General features: G+C 63.8%; 12 protein-coding genes. 4 read left to right on the forward strand and 8 right to left on the reverse strand.

The genetic code is table 11. From position 1 onward, the window contains the following. Nucleotides 1-118: 118 nt before the first annotated feature. Both istA and istB read left to right on the forward strand, forming a co-directional pair. Entirely contained in the window at nucleotides 119-1,573 is a 1,455-nt protein-coding gene (gene istA, locus LDB29_RS25570; RefSeq protein WP_218036328.1) for an IS21 family transposase, read from the forward strand. Beyond that, nucleotides 1,570-2,337 carry an IS21-like element helper ATPase IstB gene (istB, locus tag LDB29_RS25575; protein WP_054944222.1) on the forward strand — a complete coding sequence of 256 codons (768 nt, stop codon included), beginning with the start codon at nucleotides 1,570-1,572 and terminating at the stop codon, nucleotides 2,335-2,337. Before istA ends, istB begins: the two co-directional genes overlap by 4 nt. Nucleotides 2,338-2,376: 39 nt before the next feature. Here istB and LDB29_RS25580 read toward each other — a convergent pair whose 3' ends face one another. From LDB29_RS25580 to LDB29_RS25610, 7 genes are all read right to left on the reverse strand, one after another. Beyond that, nucleotides 2,377-2,691, reverse strand: coding sequence for a glycosyl hydrolase family 8 (locus tag LDB29_RS25580; RefSeq protein WP_306812602.1), 315 nt, complete (start codon nucleotides 2,689-2,691; stop codon nucleotides 2,377-2,379). Next, nucleotides 2,681-3,133, reverse strand: coding sequence for a cellulose biosynthesis protein BcsD (gene bcsD / locus LDB29_RS25585; RefSeq protein ID WP_257558332.1), 453 nt, complete (start codon nucleotides 3,131-3,133; stop codon nucleotides 2,681-2,683). Before bcsD ends, LDB29_RS25580 begins: the two co-directional genes overlap by 11 nt. An 8-nt stretch (nucleotides 3,134-3,141) precedes the next feature. Next, nucleotides 3,142-6,573 carry a cellulose synthase subunit BcsC-related outer membrane protein gene (locus tag LDB29_RS25590; protein ID WP_257558333.1) on the reverse strand — a complete coding sequence of 1,144 codons (3,432 nt, stop codon included), beginning with the start codon at nucleotides 6,571-6,573 and terminating at the stop codon, nucleotides 3,142-3,144. A 2-nt stretch (nucleotides 6,574-6,575) separates the two neighbouring features. Then, the gene (bcsA, locus tag LDB29_RS25595) at nucleotides 6,576-10,886 is read right to left on the reverse strand and encodes a UDP-forming cellulose synthase catalytic subunit (protein WP_257558511.1); all 4,311 of its coding nucleotides are present in this window, start codon (nucleotides 10,884-10,886) and stop codon (nucleotides 6,576-6,578) included. A gap of 32 nt (nucleotides 10,887-10,918) precedes the next feature. Beyond that, on the reverse strand, nucleotides 10,919-11,632 hold the full coding sequence (locus tag LDB29_RS25600; protein ID WP_257558334.1) for a cellulose synthase operon protein YhjQ/BcsQ: 714 nt from the start codon (nucleotides 11,630-11,632) through the stop codon (nucleotides 10,919-10,921). Next, nucleotides 11,632-11,967, reverse strand: coding sequence for a hypothetical protein (locus LDB29_RS25605; RefSeq protein WP_257558335.1), 336 nt, complete (start codon nucleotides 11,965-11,967; stop codon nucleotides 11,632-11,634). Before LDB29_RS25605 ends, LDB29_RS25600 begins: the two co-directional genes overlap by 1 nt. Nucleotides 11,968-12,313: 346 nt before the next feature. Continuing rightward, nucleotides 12,314-12,451, reverse strand: coding sequence for a hypothetical protein (locus LDB29_RS25610; protein ID WP_257558336.1), 138 nt, complete (start codon nucleotides 12,449-12,451; stop codon nucleotides 12,314-12,316). A gap of 167 nt (nucleotides 12,452-12,618) precedes the next feature. Here LDB29_RS25610 and LDB29_RS25615 point away from each other — a divergent pair, with 167 nt between their 5' ends. Both LDB29_RS25615 and LDB29_RS25620 read left to right on the forward strand, forming a co-directional pair. Further along, complete coding sequence (locus tag LDB29_RS25615) at nucleotides 12,619-13,794, forward strand: GGDEF domain-containing protein (protein WP_257558337.1); 1,176 nt, start codon at nucleotides 12,619-12,621, stop codon at nucleotides 13,792-13,794. A 698-nt stretch (nucleotides 13,795-14,492) separates the two neighbouring features. Further along, nucleotides 14,493-14,801, forward strand: a complete 309-nt coding sequence (locus tag LDB29_RS25620; RefSeq protein ID WP_257558338.1) for a hypothetical protein — start codon at nucleotides 14,493-14,495, stop codon at nucleotides 14,799-14,801. Nucleotides 14,802-15,269: 468 nt separating this feature from the next. Here LDB29_RS25620 and LDB29_RS25625 read toward each other — a convergent pair whose 3' ends face one another. Further along, on the reverse strand, nucleotides 15,270-16,274 hold the full coding sequence (locus LDB29_RS25625) for a helix-turn-helix transcriptional regulator (protein WP_257558339.1): 1,005 nt from the start codon (nucleotides 16,272-16,274) through the stop codon (nucleotides 15,270-15,272). Nucleotides 16,275-16,541 lie beyond the last annotated feature (267 nt).

The raw sequence follows: 16,541 nt of genomic DNA on the forward strand, positions 1-16,541 counted from the left end.
GTGCTGCTGCGGGCGGCGTAAAAGTCGTCCACTTTGCCTTCTTTGCGCGAGCAGGGAGGGCGTGGAGATATATACCGTGGATCTTTACCTGAAGGTGCGTCTTGCTTGCGCGGGCGGCATGAGCCAGCGTGAGGCGGCGAAGCATTTCAACGTATCGCGCGACACGGTCCGCAAGATGCTGTCGTATTCGGAGCCCCCCGGTTACCGCCGGACGGCGGCGGTGCGGCGGCCCAAGCTGGAAGCGTTCGTTCCGATCATCGATGCATGGCTTGATGGTGACCGTCAGGTTCCGCGCAAGCAGCGTCATACGGCGAAGCGGGTATTTGACCGCCTTCGCGAAGAGCACGGTTTCACCGGCGGCTACACGATCATCAAGGATTACATCCGACAGCGCGAGCAGCGCAGCCGGGAGATGTTCGTGCCGCTGGCGCATGCGCCCGGCCATGCCCAGGCAGATTTTGGTGAGGCCATGGTCGAGATCGGCGGTGTTGTGCAGAAGGCGCATTTCTTCGTGCTCGATCTACCGCACAGCGACGCCTGCTACGTGCGCGCCTATCCCGCTGCCGTTGCCGAGGCATGGATGGACGGCCACGTGCACGCCTTCGCGTTTTTCGGCGCGGTGCCGCTGTCGATCGTCTACGATAACGACCGCTGCCTGGTCTCGAAGATCCTGCCCGACGGCACGAGGCAGCGCGCCCGGCTGTTCAGCGGCTTCCTGTCGCATTACCTGATCCGCGATCGTTACGGCCGTCCCGGCAGGGGGAACGACAAAGGCAGTGTTGAAGGGCTGGTCGGTTATGCTCGCCGCAACTTCATGGTGCCGATCCCCCGGTTCGCGACGTGGGAGGCGTTCAACCTGTGGCTCGAGGAGCAATGCCGCAAGCGTCAGAACGACCGGCTGCGGGGCGAGAGCGAGACGATCGGCGAGAGGCTGAAGCGCGATCTGGCGGCGATGCAGGAACTGCCGGCTGCCCCGTTCGAGGCTTGTGACCAGACCAGCGGCCAGGTCTCGTCGCAGGCGCTGGTGCGTTACCGGACCAATGATTACTCGGTGCCGGTGCGCTTCGGCCATCAGGAGGTATGGATCCGGGGCTATGTCGGCGAGGTGGTGATCGGCTGCCGGGGCGAGGTCATTGCCCGTCATGTGCGCAGCTACGAGCGCGAGGACGTGATCTTCGATCCCATCCATTACCTTCCCCTGATCGAACAGAAGATCAATGCGCTCGATCAGGCAGCGCCCCTGCAAGGCTGGCACCTGCCCGAAGCGTTTGCAACGCTGCGCCGCCTCATGGAAGCTCGTATGGGCAAGCATGGTCGGCGCGAGTATGTGCAGGTGCTGCGTCTGCTGGAGAGCTTCACGCTTGCCGATCTGCATGCGGCCGTAAAGCAGGCTCTCGATATCGGGGCGATCGGCTTTGATGCCGTGAAGCATCTCCTGCTGTGCCGGGTGGAGCGCCGACCACCCCGATTGGACATGGCGATCTATCCCTATCTGCCCAGAGCCAGGGTGGAGACGACATCGGCGCGCTCCTACATGCAGTTGCTCTCGGGCGATGCGAAGGATGCGGCATGAGCAGTCCGTCCCCCGAGCTGTTACTGGCCAGCCACCTCAAGACGCTCAAGCTACCAACCTTCCTGCGCGAGCATGACAAGCTGGCCCGGCGATGCGCGGCCGAGGGCGCAGATCACGTCCGCTACCTTGCCCGGCTTGTCGAACTGGAGCTGATCGACCGGGAACGCCGGATGGTCGAGCGCCGGATCAAGGCTGCGAAGTTCCCGGCCGCCAAGAGCCTCGACAGCTTCGACTTTGCCGCGATCCCCAAGCTCAACAAGATGCAGGTGCTGGAACTGGCACGCTGCGACTGGATCAACCGCCGCGAGAACGTCATAGCCCTTGGTCCCTCGGGAACCGGCAAGACCCATGTGGCGATCGGCCTCGGCCTTGCCGCCTGCCAGAAGGGCCTGACGGTCGGCTTCACCACCGCGTCCGCGCTGGTCAGCGCGATGATGGAGGCACGCGACGAACGCCGCCTTCTGCGCCTCCACAAGCAAATGGCCGGATACAAGCTCCTCATCATCGATGAACTGGGGTTCGTGCCGCTCTCGAAAACCGGCGCGGAACTGCTGTTCGAGCTGATCTCGCAGCGTTACGAGCGCGGCTCGACGCTGATCACCAGCAACTTGCCGTTCGACGAGTGGACCGAAACGTTCGGCTCCGAGCGCCTGACAGGCGCGCTCCTCGACCGGCTTACCCACCACGTCTCCATACTCGAGATGAACGGAGAGAGCTATCGTCTGGCCCAAAGCCAGGCGCGCAAGGCACGCTCCAACCCCTGACAGAAAAGACCATCCGTGTGTTGGCGACCCCCACTCGGGCTACGCCCTCGCGGCGCTCGCCAGCACACGGATCACCCGGCCTGATTTTGCGCCGCCCAATGGCCGACTTTTACTCCGCCGTTGACACCGGTCATTGGCGCACAGCGCCAGCCAGAGGCCGTAGCCCTGGCCCTCGCTATGGCTCACACCGCCATTGCCATTGTCCACGATCCTGCCCGAGCGAAGAAGGAAGGCAGATTTGAATGTCGACCATAACGCGTCGGTGCGCACCGCTCGTGTCCCGTTCGCTCGCCCGCATGCTCCGGCCAGCATCGCGAAGGCGGCCAGGCTGAAGCTACGCCGGTCAACGCCCATGCCACAGATCCAATGTGCCGCCGCTCAAAGCGACCCTGGAGGTCCTCAGCGCCTCGCCGCTCCCGAGCGCGCGGAACCAGCTATCATAGGCGCCTTCCAGCACAGTGCCCAGAGGCTCGGGCCATGAGCCATCCTCGTCCATGTCGATCCTTTCGGGCAGTCCTTCATGGCGGATAGCGATGCCCTCATCCTCCATGCAGAAGATGACGCGCCCCCAGTCGAGCGCCGTCCAGAGCGTATTGAGCCGAACGCCCAGCGCCGAGAGGTCAGCTACATGGTCGACAGGCTCGAGGGCGGCCAGCCTTCGACCAACCGCGAGGTAGAAGCCGCGCGCCTGCTCGAGCGACGCGCTCGCCTGGACTTCCGCCAGGGTGAGAGCCATCAGGAGCGCAAGCCCCTTGGCGCCGGCCATGTTGTCCTGCGCCGGCAGGGACGTCCGCATGATCGCTCTCACTGCCCCCCTCCGAGCGACTGGCGAATGCCCATCAGCGAACGGAATTCGTCATAATTGCCGAAGGTGTTCATGCCCACCTCGCCGCCGATCCGTGTCGAGGGCGTAATACGATAGTAGATGGCGCCGTCGGCCGAAAGCGCAAAGCCGGTCTTGCTGATGGCGTCATAGGTGGAACGCACATCGCTATTCTGTAGCTTCATGCCGTTGAGCAGGCCCTGTGCCGCATCGCTGGTCGGATAGACATTCGCCTCTTCCTGATCATAGCTCTGGTAGCCAGGAGCGAAATTGCCACGCAGCTCCCAGCGGCTGTCCTCATAGGCGTAGCGAACCGGGAAGCTGACGCTCAGGAAGCTTTGCGGACTGAAATAGCCGCCATGGCCATAAGTGAAGAAATTCTGGTTGTTGCCGAAATCCTGATAATTGACGTTAATGCCGCCGGTAAGGGACGCGCTGTCGCCCTGGTACAAGCGCATATAGCCTCCGGCGTTGAGCTGTATCCCGTAATTGTGGCGGACATTTTCACCGCGGTAGCGATGGAAGCTCGCGTCGCCGTAAAAACCCGTGCCATTGCGATCGTAGCTCAGCGACATGCCGCCGCCCGTCTTCATCACCTGGCCCCAGCGATCGCCAAGGCCATAGGCGCCGCCCGTCGCATAGTCGACGGGCGAAAGGCCCGTGACAGGATCGCGCGCGGCATCGGCAATCCGGGACAGCGCTGCGCCCACCGCCGCGCTGGCCGCCGGGTTTTTCGCGCCGGCATAGGAGACAATGCTGTCCTTGACGGGCTGGCGTTCGAACCAGAGCTTGCCCGATGCCACGGAGGAGAAACGGGGCGTCACTGCCGCGTACCAGGTAGCCTTGGTGTTGCCAAGGCCAAGCGGCGTGGTGCCGGCTTCCAGATGCACCAGCGGGCTCTTGTAGGAGGCCGAAAGGGCAACCCCAGAAGCATGCTGCGTGCCGACCGGAATGTTCGCCTGGTCGACCTGGCCGACGATCGCGGCGGCCTCGGGAAGGCCGTTGCCGCCAAATCGCGCCTGGCCCGAGGCGCTTGGCGCCCCGCCGTCCAGCACCACGGCCTCGGCCTTCGCCGAGATACGCCCGTTGCCGACCCCGGTCGATATCGTGGCCGAGCCGGTCAATTCCTTAAGCGCGCTCAGGCCAGCTTCGCCCGATCGCTCGCGATAGCCCGTTTCCACATCGGCTCGGGGGCCCTTGTCGGCTGAGAGCGAGCGGATCTCGGTTTCAAGGCGCGCCAGAACAGGATCGCTCGTCATGCCGCCTCCGGGCTGCGGCGCGATTGGCGCCGAACCGGTGGCGGACCCCTCATACCGGGCCGCGCCACTGGCGTAGCTCTGCTGCACAGGCGGCAAGAATGTCGCACCCTCCTCGCGGGTCGAGACAGGCAGCCGCGCCCCGCCACTCAGCGCAAAGGGATTGATCGGCGCAGGCGCAGGCGCGGTCGCTCGCGAACGGAAGGGATTGACGCCCATCGCGCCTGCGGCGAACGGGTTGTCGGCCGTCAGGCGCGCGCCCCCTGTCTGTCGCGCATAAATCTCCCGCGCTTGCTTGAGATAGCGCATGGCCGCGCCCTCATTGCCCCGCGCCTGTTCCATCCGGGCGGCGGCGATATAGATCTCATGATCGTCGGGCCAATATTGCATGCCGCGGTCGATCGCCTGGCGCGCCAGCGCGGTGTCGCCGGCCGTCCCGGCCGTCTCGATGAGGCCGAGCAATGCGTCGCGGTCCCTGGGCGATTGCGCCAGGATCAGCTGGTAGGTCTGGGCCGCGCGGGCGGGCAGGCTGCCCGACTGATAGAGCCGGGCGAGAGCGGCGAGCAGTTCGCGATTGCCCGGAGCGTTCCCCCACGCTGACTGCAGCAGGTCGAAGGCGGGGGCATATTGCTGCGCGAGACGCAGCCGGTCAGCCTGGGCGGCCGCCATGCCGCCCTTGATGCGCGCAAGGGTGCGCTGCATGTCGGCAGAGCCGCCAGCCATTTGAGCTGCCTGCTCGACCGCGGCCGCCGCCAGATCGTCGCGTCCCGCGCTGGCAAGGACTCGTACGACCGGTTCATAATCCTCCACGTTGCCGATCCCGCCCGACAGTGCCTCCTGGGCGAGGGCGACGGCGCCCTCGACGTCGCCCAGGTCGTAGAGAGCCCCGGCGATCGCTGCCTGCTGGGCGGAAGGCACGCCGGTCAGCTGATTCAAAACGGTGCGCGCCTCGGCCTGCCGACCGTTTGCGCCGAGTTCGCGTGCGCGCTGAACGGCCTGATCGGTCTTGAGCCGCAACGCGAATGCCCGCATCTGGGCGGTGCGCTGCCCATCGGGTATCCGGTCGATCAGCGTCTCGGCCGCCGCCGGACGCTTGAGAGAGTTGTTGATGAGCGCCGCGGCATAAAGCGCGTCCGGATCGGAAGACGCCGTAAGGGAGCGGATGAGCGCATCTGCATCCGGCGCCCGCCCCCGGTCTATCATGAACCGCGCATATTCATAGCGGATCCAGGGGTCTTGCTGGTCGAGCAGCAAGCCGGCCTGAAATTCCTGTTCCGCGGTTACTTCATCGCCGCGCGCCAAGGCCGCGAGCGCCCGGCCTCGCGCAGCCCGGCTCTTGAGGCGTGTTTGCGACCGCGCGTCCTGCGTGTCGCCGTCGGCGGCCTGGCGGTACATGTCGGCGGCATCGGCGAAGCGGCCCTGCCTTTCATAGACGGTCGCCAGCAGTTCGAGCGCGGGCTGGCGATCGGCAAAGGCCGAGCGAACGAGGCCTTCGGCCTTGGCCTGCGCTTCGTCCAGCCTGCCGGCGGCGAGGGCTGAGCGTGCCTGCTCGAGATCCCCGTAAAAGCGCGCGCTCGCCAGTGCCTCGGCCCATTGGGACGATGAACCCTGTCGTGATGCCCGCTCGAGCAGATCGCGCGCCTCGCTGAACCGGTTCTGCCGCATCCGCGCAAGACCAAGACCGCCCAGCGCCTCGGCATCGTTGCGGCTACGCGCCAGGGCGCGCTCGAACAGGGTCGCTGCCTCAGCGAGATCGCCGCGTTCCAGTGCCTTGAAGCCCGCCGCTCGCGCATCCCCGCCAGGATCGGGACGGGCCGCTGGCGCAGAGGCGCGTATGCGCGCGGGTTGGGAAGCGACAGGCGGGGACGAAGGCGGCGCCGTCCGGGCCGGCGCAGCGGCGGGCCTGGGCGTGGGCTTGGCCTCAGGCCGCGCCCCTGCACCGCTTAGTCCCCGCCGTGCCTCGGCATTGGACGGATCGAGCGCCAGTGCGCGCCTGAAGGCCTGGTTCGCCAGATCCTGGCGGCCCTTGGCCTGCCAGTATCGCCCCTGCTCCAGGAGCGTGGCGACACCGGCCACCTGGCCGCTTGCGGCGAAGGGAACGGCGCTCGATCCCAGCAGGGCCGCCATCAGGATGTGGCGCATGACCGGCTGGCTCATGGTCACCTCCCACCCTCGAGGCGGCGTTTGGCCTGCCGTGCGAAATAGAGATAGGCCGGGCCCGCCAGGAGCAGCGCCACGACAAGCCCGCCGGCTGCCATCAGGATCGGATGCTGGCTGAACCAGTAAGCGATGCGCATCCAGAAGGGAAGTGAGCCGGTCCAATATCGCGGGCCGATGGCAAAGCTTGCCATGCCCTCGCCATCGGTCACGGCAAGATCGCCCTGGATCTGGGCGTTTATTTTCGTGTTGGCCATGCCACTTACCAGTTGAGGTAGCGCGGCCGGATCGTCGGCAAGCAGGGCGACGACGCTGCGTGCGCTGTCAAAGGGAGAGCGGAAGCTTACGATCCCTGAAAACCCCCGCGCATTGTAGATGAGTTGCTGCGCGTCCTGGGGGCTGTTGCTTGCGCCGCGCGCGAAGAAGCCTTGCGCGATTTCGAGCGGGGATCGTTCGGTCACCTGCAGGGCGCCGTCTCGCCAGCGCACCGGGGCTTTCCCGAACAGTTCGGAACCGGCGAGCGTGGACGCGCCCATCACCAGGATATCCTTGCCCTCCAGAGCTGGAGGATTGACGCTGTCGGTTACCGAGACGCCGGTTGCGGGCAGCCCGGTTGAGTCGGCGAGCCGCCCCATGAGCCCCAGAAATGCCTCGATCGCGCCGACCGAGGGCTGGCGGCGCATGATCACCACGGTCTCGGCGAGATCGGGCATGATGGTGAAAGGATAACCCGCACCCGCGAAGGTCGCGAGATTGGGCATTTCAAGGGCGTGATAGGCCTTGCTCAGGTCTATCGTGCTTGTCGGGCTGATGCTCACGCGCACATTGTCGGGGAGGGTGCCCTCGCACTTCTTCTTGTTCGCCAGGATGAGGTTGTAATCGAAGATGAGCTCGTTCTGGCCGAAGAGATTGTAGCGCGGCAGCACGACCGAGGCCCGGCCATCGCGCGATGTCGCGCCTTCGCCGCGCAAGAGCTGATCCCACCAGTTTCCGCCCGCCACCGAAAGCGTGCGAAGATATTGATTGTTGATCGAGACGTCGAGGCGCGAGCCGCGCTTGTCGAGCCAGTCGGCATCCGGATAGCGATACCGAAGGTCGAGCCTTCCGCCCTGACGTGGCCAGAACAACAGGTCGGGCGCAATCCTGAAACGGGCGCTCAAGGGGCCGGGCGGAAGACCCAGCCCTTCAAGCGCCTGGGCGCTGCTGATCTCGCCGAGACGAACCGGCCGGTCAGTCCGGATCCAGCGTGGCGCCGAATAACGGGTATAGCTGGGAATGCGCACCGTATCGAACGCCATCTGCGCGCCGGCGAACACGCCTCGGCCGCTGGCGATCGCGGCGGCGGCGAGCTTGAGCTCCTGGGTGTTGCGGCCCATGATGACAAGCAGCGTGCCAAAGGGATCGCGCGGATTGCGGATGACGGCGGCCGATGGCCCCCTGGCCTGCAGATCGACGCCGTCAATGCGCCGGTTGCCCAGCAGGAACAGGATCGCATTACCCTCCGGCAGCTGGTTGAACAGCGGCTTGAAGGCAAAGCCGCGATAGCTCGCCATGCCGCCGAACCAGGATGCGATGCTGGCGGCCGCTTCGAGCTCGCCATTGCCCGGCGTAGACGCAAAGACAAAGGGCAGGCGCAGCGGCAGATTGTCATGGCGCTCGAAAAAGGGCGCGGGCAGCCGCGCCAGGTCAGGGGCGAGGGGGAGCGTCTGCATCGTCAGGTCAAACCCTGACCGCACATGGCTGATATTGGCCCACAGCGAGCTGTGGAAAGGATCCTCGCAATCGCGGGTATAATGACCCAGCAGCCGCAGGTTGAGGCGGTTGTCGCCCGGCAGGAACAGGGCCGGGTCGACCGGCATGGTGATCGTCTGGCCGCGGGCATCGCCTGGCCGCAGGGGCAGGACGCGCACCACCTCGCCGTTGAGCAATATGACAAGCTGGCTAAGGTCGCCCAGCATGGCGGGCGACCAGGACAGGTTGAGCGTCAGGTCCGCCTTTGCGACCACGTCCGTCCGGCGAACGCCAAAAGGGATCCCGATCTCTCCGCGCGTGCCCTGAAGGCGGATCGGGGACTGGACCTGGAGGTCCTTGAAGCTGAGCCGCTGTTGATATCGGCCAGGTGCGGCAGACGTCCCAGTCGCGCTCGCACTCGTTGCCGCCGGCGTGCGTGCGGCAGGTTGCGCCCGCGCATCGTGCTGCGCCGCGAGCAGGCAGCCAAGGAGAAGCAGGGCCGGCGCGCTGGCGGCGCGCCGGCGTTTCGCCGCGCGCCGTTCGCTGCGGTTGAGCCGGAACAGGCGCTTCAAGGTCACAAGATCAACCACGATGATATCCCACAAGGATCGCAGGCCCGAAACAGGGGGCGTGGGGGCGGCCTGCTGCCACGCATCGGCCCGTCCCAGAATGGCGCGCACGAGGTGCCGCGAAAGCGTCATGTCGAGCGGCTGGAAACGAAGAAAGGCCTGGCCGCCCTCGGCGCGAATGGTGTCGACCGGGAGTGTGAGCTTCTCGTCTCCCATGGGGAGAGAGACATGAGTGACGATCCGGTCGCGCAGCGATATCTCGGGCGGCAGGGTGACGGCCGCGCCGCCCATCGACAGGTCGGCCGTCGTCGCGTCGAAGACATGCCCATCCTGGAGATACAGGGTGACGGGCACCTGTGCGTCGATGCGGATATGCTCGCGCGCCTGGCGGGTCTCGCGCGCGACGGAAACCGCGGCCAGCAGCGTTATCAAACTGAACACGGCCCAGGCGGTATTGAGGACGAGCGTGTCGGCCTGGATGTTGAAGAGGTGCGGAAAGAAGAGAAGCTTGGCAAAGCCCAGTGCGATCCCAAGGACCATGAGCCCGATGCAGATGAGATGCGGCCTGACCGTTCGCAGGTCGAAATAGGTCCGGTCGAGCAGGCCGCCCTTGTCGGTGACATTGAACTTGCCCTTGCGCGGGTTGAACAGCGTCAGCACGGTCGCTGGCACAAGGTGGAAGGCTAGGATCGTCTCGTAGATCTCGCCCCAGAAAGGACGCCGGTCGCCACCCTGCGCACGGGCGCCCGATACCATCGAGCAATAGAGATGCGGCGCGGCGTAGGCGAAGATCATCGAGGCTGACGCATGGATGATGTTCTGGCCAAGGATGAGATAGGCAAGCGGACTGGTCAGGAAGACGATGCGCGGCAGCGGAAACTGGAAATGCAGCATCGCGTTGAGATAACAGAGCCGCTGCTGCCAGGTGAGGCCGCGGCCCAGCAGCGGATTGTCGATCCGCATGATCTGGGTCATGCCGCGCGCCCAGCGGATGCGCTGGCCGATATGCAGCACCAGCCGCTCGGTTGCCAGGCCTGCCGAGAGGCGCGCCCCGATATAGGCGGTGTTCCAGCCCATGCGCTGGAGCTTGAGCGCGGTGTGGGCGTCTTCGGTCACGGTTTCACCGGCAAAGCCGTTGGTTTCCGTAAGGGCATCGCGGCGGATGATCGCGCACGAACCGCAGAAGAAGGTGGCGTTCCAAAGATCGTTGCCGCCCTGCACCGGGCCGTAGAACAGATCGCCTTCGCCCGGCAGATCCTCGACGGTGCGCAGGTTGCGCTGGACGGGGTCGGGCGAGTAGAAGTGGTGCGGCGTCTGCATCAATGCGAGCTTGGGATCCTTCTGGAACCAGCCCACGGTCATCTGCAGGAAGGCGCGGGTGGGCACATGATCGCAATCGAAGATGGCGATCAGGCTACCGTTCGTCTTCTTCATCGCGGCGTTGAGATTGCCTGCCTTGGCATGCAGATTGTCCGCCCGGGTCAGATAGCCGCAGCCCACCTGCCGTGCGAACGCCCTGAACTCGGCGCGCCGGCCATCGTCCAGGATGAAGACGCGGAAGCGGTCTGCCGGATAATCCATGTCCATCGCCGCAAAGACCGTGTCCCGAACGATCGCGAGGCTTTCATTATAGGTCGGAATGAACACGTCGACGAAGGGCCATTGCTCGGGCTCGCCCTCTATTTCGACCACCGGACGGTTGAGCGGCCAGCTGGTCTGGAGGAAGCCGAGCAGCAGGATCGCCCAGGCGTAGATTTCCGCAAGATAGAGGCCACCGCCCAGCAAAAATTCGGGCACCGTGCCAAATTCCAGCGTCTGCGTCGTGCGCCAGAACATATAACGCGTCGAGACAAGGATCGAAAGGATAGCGAGCGTCAGTGTCGCCTTGCGCGCGTCAGAACGGCCAAGGAGCATGGCGCCCGCGATCGTGATGGCGGCAAACAGCCATTGCGCCTCGAGATCGAGAGGCACCGCGATCACGACCAGCGTGAGGAGGCACGCGCACAGCAGCATCGCGCCTTGGAACGGTGACGACAATATTTTCTTCATGCCGGCTCGACCGTCCCGCCTTCCAGTCCCGCGCGCGTCTCGATCTCTCCCGCGACAGTGGCGAGATCGCTCAACGCCGCGCTCGCCGGTGCATATTTGCTGACCGGCTCGAACATCGCCGCCGCCTCGTTGACCGCTTCATCGCGGCGGATGCTCCCGAGCAGCCGCTCGCCCAGCAGTTCGCGCAGGAAAATGTGCGTGTGGCGGGAAAAGCGATGCGTGTCGTCAACCTGGTTGAGAATGAACAGGGTGCGCGTGAGCTCAAGCGCGGGCGTGTCCGCCTGGACCTTCGTCAGCGCGGCGAGCGATGCGGGCTGCGGGAGCAGGGTGCAGATCCGAAGCAGCGCATGGGGCTCCAGCAGATCCTTCATGTCCCGATCGCCAGCCGCGACATCTGCAATGTGGACCTTGCGGTCGGAAAATGGGGAGCGTCCCTCACGGAGCGCGGTGGCAAAGCCAGGATCGCGCGCTGCGCCCCAGGCAGAGGCCAGTTCGACCCCCGCGACCGCCAGGCCGCTGCCGGGTGCGCCCTGATAGGGGGCGAGCGCCTGGCCCGGGAGCAAACCGAAAGACAGTTTGAGCGCGTCCTGATAGGTGAAGTCCAGAGCAACGACTTCATGCCCCTTGGCGGCCAGGTGCATGGCCAGATGCGCCGCCACGAAGCTGTTGCCCGTGCCGCCTTTGGGGGAATGGCAAAGAATAAGCGGCATCAGCCCCTACCCTGCAGGTCATCTTGCGAGAGCCGCCTGAGAAACACGCCCAGCCCCTCGCGCCCGCCCGCGGGCGCGAGGGGCTGCGGCGGCGCATAGCGGGAGAATAGAGGCGGGCTGGCTGGAGGAGCGGCGGGCGCCTCGGACAGGCTGGCATTGTCCTCGACATTTCGTGCCGCAAGGGGCGAAAGGGGCTTGCCCACGATGCGCTCGTCGGTCAGCAGCGCTTCGAAGATGGGCCAGAGTTCCATATCGGCGAAGTTGTCGGTAAATTCGCGATAACGAAAATCCCGGCGCCCAAGGCGCTCGAGAAGATTGGCGGCATCTGAACGCATGACATTCCCTTTCGATGCTTGTGGCTATATATTCAATTCTCGCGAAAGCCATAGGGAACGTTCGGAATGAAGGATTAGATGCATGATGATCAATTTATTCCTTACTCCTGTTTCCTCGTCGTGGCAGGGCCGTGTGAGCTCTATGGGCGCGCTGTCATGCAAGACCGCGTCCTGCCCTTTTTTACATTCTGTGCGGAAGGCCATGGCGCCTCCGGCCAGTTCCGCGTCGCGCTAAATGACGGGGAAATCCGAGCCGGGCCTGCCGCCCACAATAATCAAGTCAGGTGATATGTTGAAGAACCCTGCCCCCCATGGGAAAGCCGAGGACCCGCTTCCCGATCGCCGCTTATCCATAAGACAGAAGCTGCTGACGATTGTCCTGGCCGGGACAGGGGCCTGGCTGGTTTTCTACGCGCTCTTCATCTTGAGCGATCAGCTGCCCGCATTCTTGTTCTGAACGAAAGGCGATGATGGTTGTTGTCATGCCCTGTCGGCTGCCTGGAGCCTGCGGGAGCGTCCCGCAAGGAGCATCATTATACGGGGTGCTAAAGCTTCGCGCCGATCGCTTGAGGGTGGAAGGATAGAATGAGACGTGTGAAACGCCGGTTGGCGCGGTGGCCTTCACTCGCCCGGCGATGGGCCAGGAGACAGATGGGAGCCTCTCTGCCCGAACCTGTCTATCGGGACATGGTTGCCGCGCTGTTCGCCATGGATGTGCCCGTAGCAGGAATGGGCGTGCTCTTTGCAACCGCCGGCACGCTGATGGCGCTCGAGCATGGCGGCTGGCTCCTGGCAGCCCTCACCGCGGCCGGGATCGCGGCGACTTGCGCGCGGCTCGCCTTGTTCCAGGCCTTCAGGGGCCGGACTGCCGGGGAGGTGACCGCGCTTTCCGAACTGGAGCGATGGGAAGCGCGCTATGCGTGGGGGAGCTATGCTTCCGCCGCGCTCCTGGGCGCGCTCAGCGTTGCCGCGCTGAGCAGCCATGCGCCCCTTAACCATATGGTCGTCGTCAGCCTTGTCTTCACCTTTGGCGCGGGCACGGTCGCGCGCATATCCTGTCGCCCGCTGATCTGCGTCCCCAGCGTGCTTCTGGCGGCTGCGCCGGCCATCGTTGCGCTCGCGGTCCATGCAGGCGGTCAGATAGGCCAGGAGTGGCACGCCGAATATTTTTTCGTGGAAGCCGTCCTGGTTTCGGTCGTGACGGCGCTTAGCATAGAGACCGTCCGTCATTTGTACCGCTCGACCGTGGAACAGCTGACAACCAGGCATGACCTGACCCATCTGGTTCGAAAGGATGCCCTTACCGGCTTGCCCAACAGGCTCCTGCTGCGGGAGCGTTTCGCTGGCAGCCTGGAGACCAGCCTTGCCGAAAAGGCATCGGTAGCGCTGCACTTTCTCGATCTCGACGGCTTCAAGAGCGTCAACGATCGCTATGGCCATCCTGTGGGAGACCTCCTGCTGCGCGAGGTCGCGGTGCGTCTTTCAGGCTCCGTGCGATCGAAGGATACCGTGGCAAGGCTGGGCGGGGATGAATTTGTTGTCGTCCAGGAAGGCATCCATCATGTCGATGAAGCCACCATGCTGGCACGCCGCGTGATCAAGCAGCTGAGCGCGCCTTATGCGGTCAACGGCCATCTTCTCGAGATTTCCGTGAGTGTCGGCATTGCCATCGCGACCCGCGACGAGAGGGATTTCGATGAGCTTTCGGTTCGCGCCGACGCTGCATTGTACGACTCCAAGCGGGCAGGAAAGGGGCGTTTCCATCTTTGTGCCCCGTCCGATCCTTCCGCTCCAGGACCGGCGGTTTCGGCCGGCGGAATGGGATGAGGTGAAGCCAAGCCCCTTGCGACGGGCCGCGATGATCCGTTGATTTGAAGAGAAAGCCGTGCCCGGCCGGTTTCGGCCGCCATGCGATCGTCCAAGAAAGCGCTGCATGAGAGCTTCAGACTCGCGGCTCGTGCAGGGATGTCCGCTTCCTCCCGGCAGGGCGACGTTGCAGCCATCTCCACGGATCGCGCGGGAAAGCATGGGACAACATTGCTCAAATCCCGGCGCCACACTTGCTTTCACGCCACAGGTCATGACGCCGGGATCCCTGATTCGGCGGTGCGACCCACGTGCCGGCCTCAGGTGCTGGGCGAGATATGCATCGCCAAGCCTGCGCCATCCTATAAGGAATCATACAGGATTGTCCACGCAATAATTCCGCCAATGACGCATTGATAAGATTACATTAACGCGTTAAACGCAACTTCGTAGTATTCAACGGGCATGTATCCAGCGATTCCTTGATCAGGCTTTGCTCTGAAGAAGGTCTGGCTGGCGAACGGCCGGATGAGCCGTGGCATGTCATTAGGTGAGAGGTGAGTGGCGTAAAAAGACCTGGTCCTCCATAGAAGGTGCCCGATACCGGGGAACCTGGACAGAGGCCGTCGAGCGTTGCTCCCCAAGGCCTCTTTACAGTTCGTCAAGCCCGGAAAGTGGCAGTCCTTGGAGTACAGGCCGATCATGCCTCGTGCGGAGGCATGCTTGGCCAATTGGCTTTTCCCGTGGGGGAGGGCGTCTATCTTGAGGGGCAATTGATGGCGCACAGATATTTCAGGCGTTTTGGATGGTTTTCAGAAGCATATGTCGGATGGCAAAATGATGCGAAGCTGCGCCTGCAGGATGTGATCGCTCGCTACGGTCTTTCTGATGCCGCAACCAGCTATATTCAGTTACGGATCAGGCGTGCGCCCCTGACATCATTTGAGAGACGGCGTTGGCGTCATATACGCAAACTCTATTGGGACCGGGTTCATCGGCCTACCTCTAAAGTCGTCGGTAAGGATTGATGGTCCGACCATGTGAGGATCACGTCCGGATGGAAGATGACAACTGGTATGGACCGCTATGATCGCCTCCATGATGACCTAAATTCATGCACCGGCTCGCCTTCTCGCATATTCTGCGCAGGAGAACCTTCCTGACATAGCGGGCAGAAGAGCGTTCTCTCGCATCGATCCGGCAACCGGCTTCACCACATGTAACGCTGCTGAATGGTCGGGCGTATCCGGGCCGGTCCGTTGCCCCACCCAGCGCGACGTCCCGCCCGTCGACTGCGCGAACTTGCGCCGGCAGCGTCTCTCGCACCCCAGGCAAACAGCCGCATGCTGGCGCGATGTCCGGTTGTACCGGCTTGATTGCCCGGCGCTAAAATATGTCAGGAGGAAAAGGAGGGGATCGTCAGCCGGACAAAGCCAGTGGAAAGCTGCGCCGATCTCCACCCTCCCTCCCTGGCCTTGCCGATCCAGTGTCGTTCCTCAATGCGTCGCCGCCGAATAGCGCGCCAGCAATGCTACCAGCTCGCCCTGCCGGTTCGTGCCGGTCTTGGCCAGCAAGGTCTTGAGATGCGATCGCACGGTCGAGATTTGAACCCCGTGCCCGTCGGCATGTTCCTGAAGCGATTTGCCGTCGATCAGGCTGACGCACAGGGCCGTCTCGGCTCTGGTGAGGTCGTGACGCTGTTGCGCGAGCGCGATAACGCGCCGCTGGTGTTCGCGCTTGTCTATGAACCGGATTGTAGCCAACTGGTGACTCTCGCTCGACCGATATTGATCGACGAAGGCTATCCAGCCGCTCGTCTCGATGATGTCGCTCTGTGGATTCTCGTCCTGGGTCGCGCGCGCGACTGCCCGGACCAGCCGCGCCTGCAGATCGGGCGCGGTCGCGCCCAGCACGACCGAACGGCCTCGTTCGGCGAGACAGATGGACTCCAGAGGTGAGAATGTATTCTGCGCCATCCACCTCACTTCAAGCCGATCGGTTACAAGAAAGAGCGGATGGGTTCGCCCCAGCAGGGTTTCGAGCTGCTCGATGCGGCGTCCTTGCGTGCGTAAGCGGCTTCGCGTCGCCAGTGCGCGCTTGAGATGAGGCAAAAGGTCCTGAAGTCGCCGTTGCTCGGTCATGACAAAGGGCGGACTTTCGCGCGCACGGTGAACGCAAAAGGCATAATGTCCCTCGTCGACGAGAAATTCCGCGCTCAGGCAGTGAACGTCCGCCGCGCTGCATCGCTGCCTGTGAAAGCTCGAGATGCGCGTGGGGCGGCGGATATTCTCGATACCGCCCGCAGAAAGCCCTTGTGGCGCATTGAGGGCCGAGACCTTGCGCAATTCATGGCCGAACAGGGTGGTTGTTTCGCCTTGTCCCATCAGCCGCAACCAGCAGGCTTCCCCGCCAAGATGGGTCACGATCGCCGACGCAAGATCAGACAGCGCCGAATCATCGATTGCGGCGGTGTAGATGAGATCGATGATGGACTTCTGCACCAATGGCCCCTCTCGATTATGGAATGCGTGCATCTGCCTCCCTCACGAGCGCACGACGGTTGAACGGAGGGAGTTGTGACTGCCCATCTGATTAAACTCGAAAAAAATTTTCGCATCCCCAATTTAGGGGAAGTCACTCATTCCAATGAGCATTAAGCAAGTATCCGAAACCATATGAGTGAATCGGTATGGAATGGGAGGTATCGATTGGTGTCACGGGTGCCGATTGAAACATCAGATGGATGAAAAGATGGGTGCGAGGGTGGC

The sequence above is a fragment of the Sphingobium sp. CFD-2 genome (genome assembly GCF_024611135.1).
GTDB classification, from domain to species: domain Bacteria; phylum Pseudomonadota; class Alphaproteobacteria; order Sphingomonadales; family Sphingomonadaceae; genus Sphingobium; species Sphingobium fuliginis.

What these genes read in the sequence shown, in the direction of transcription:
- istA (WP_218036328.1), top strand. Translation starts at nt 119, where the DNA reads ATGAGCCAGCGTGAGGCGGCGAAGCATTTCAACGTATCGCGCGACACG.
- istB (WP_054944222.1), top strand. Translation starts at nt 1,570, where the DNA reads ATGAGCAGTCCGTCCCCCGAGCTGTTACTGGCCAGCCACCTCAAGACG.
- LDB29_RS25580 (WP_306812602.1), bottom strand. Translation starts at nt 2,691, where the DNA reads ATGGGCGTTGACCGGCGTAGCTTCAGCCTGGCCGCCTTCGCGATGCTG.
- bcsD (WP_257558332.1), bottom strand. Translation starts at nt 3,133, where the DNA reads ATGCGGACGTCCCTGCCGGCGCAGGACAACATGGCCGGCGCCAAGGGG.
- LDB29_RS25590 (WP_257558333.1), bottom strand. Translation starts at nt 6,573, where the DNA reads ATGAGCCAGCCGGTCATGCGCCACATCCTGATGGCGGCCCTGCTGGGA.
- bcsA (WP_257558511.1), bottom strand. Translation starts at nt 10,886, where the DNA reads ATGCTGCTGTGCGCGTGCCTCCTCACGCTGGTCGTGATCGCGGTGCCT.
- LDB29_RS25600 (WP_257558334.1), bottom strand. Translation starts at nt 11,632, where the DNA reads ATGCCGCTTATTCTTTGCCATTCCCCCAAAGGCGGCACGGGCAACAGC.
- LDB29_RS25605 (WP_257558335.1), bottom strand. Translation starts at nt 11,967, where the DNA reads ATGCGTTCAGATGCCGCCAATCTTCTCGAGCGCCTTGGGCGCCGGGAT.
- LDB29_RS25610 (WP_257558336.1), bottom strand. Translation starts at nt 12,451, where the DNA reads ATGACAACAACCATCATCGCCTTTCGTTCAGAACAAGAATGCGGGCAG.
- LDB29_RS25615 (WP_257558337.1), top strand. Translation starts at nt 12,619, where the DNA reads ATGGGAGCCTCTCTGCCCGAACCTGTCTATCGGGACATGGTTGCCGCG.
- LDB29_RS25620 (WP_257558338.1), top strand. Translation starts at nt 14,493, where the DNA reads ATGCTTGGCCAATTGGCTTTTCCCGTGGGGGAGGGCGTCTATCTTGAG.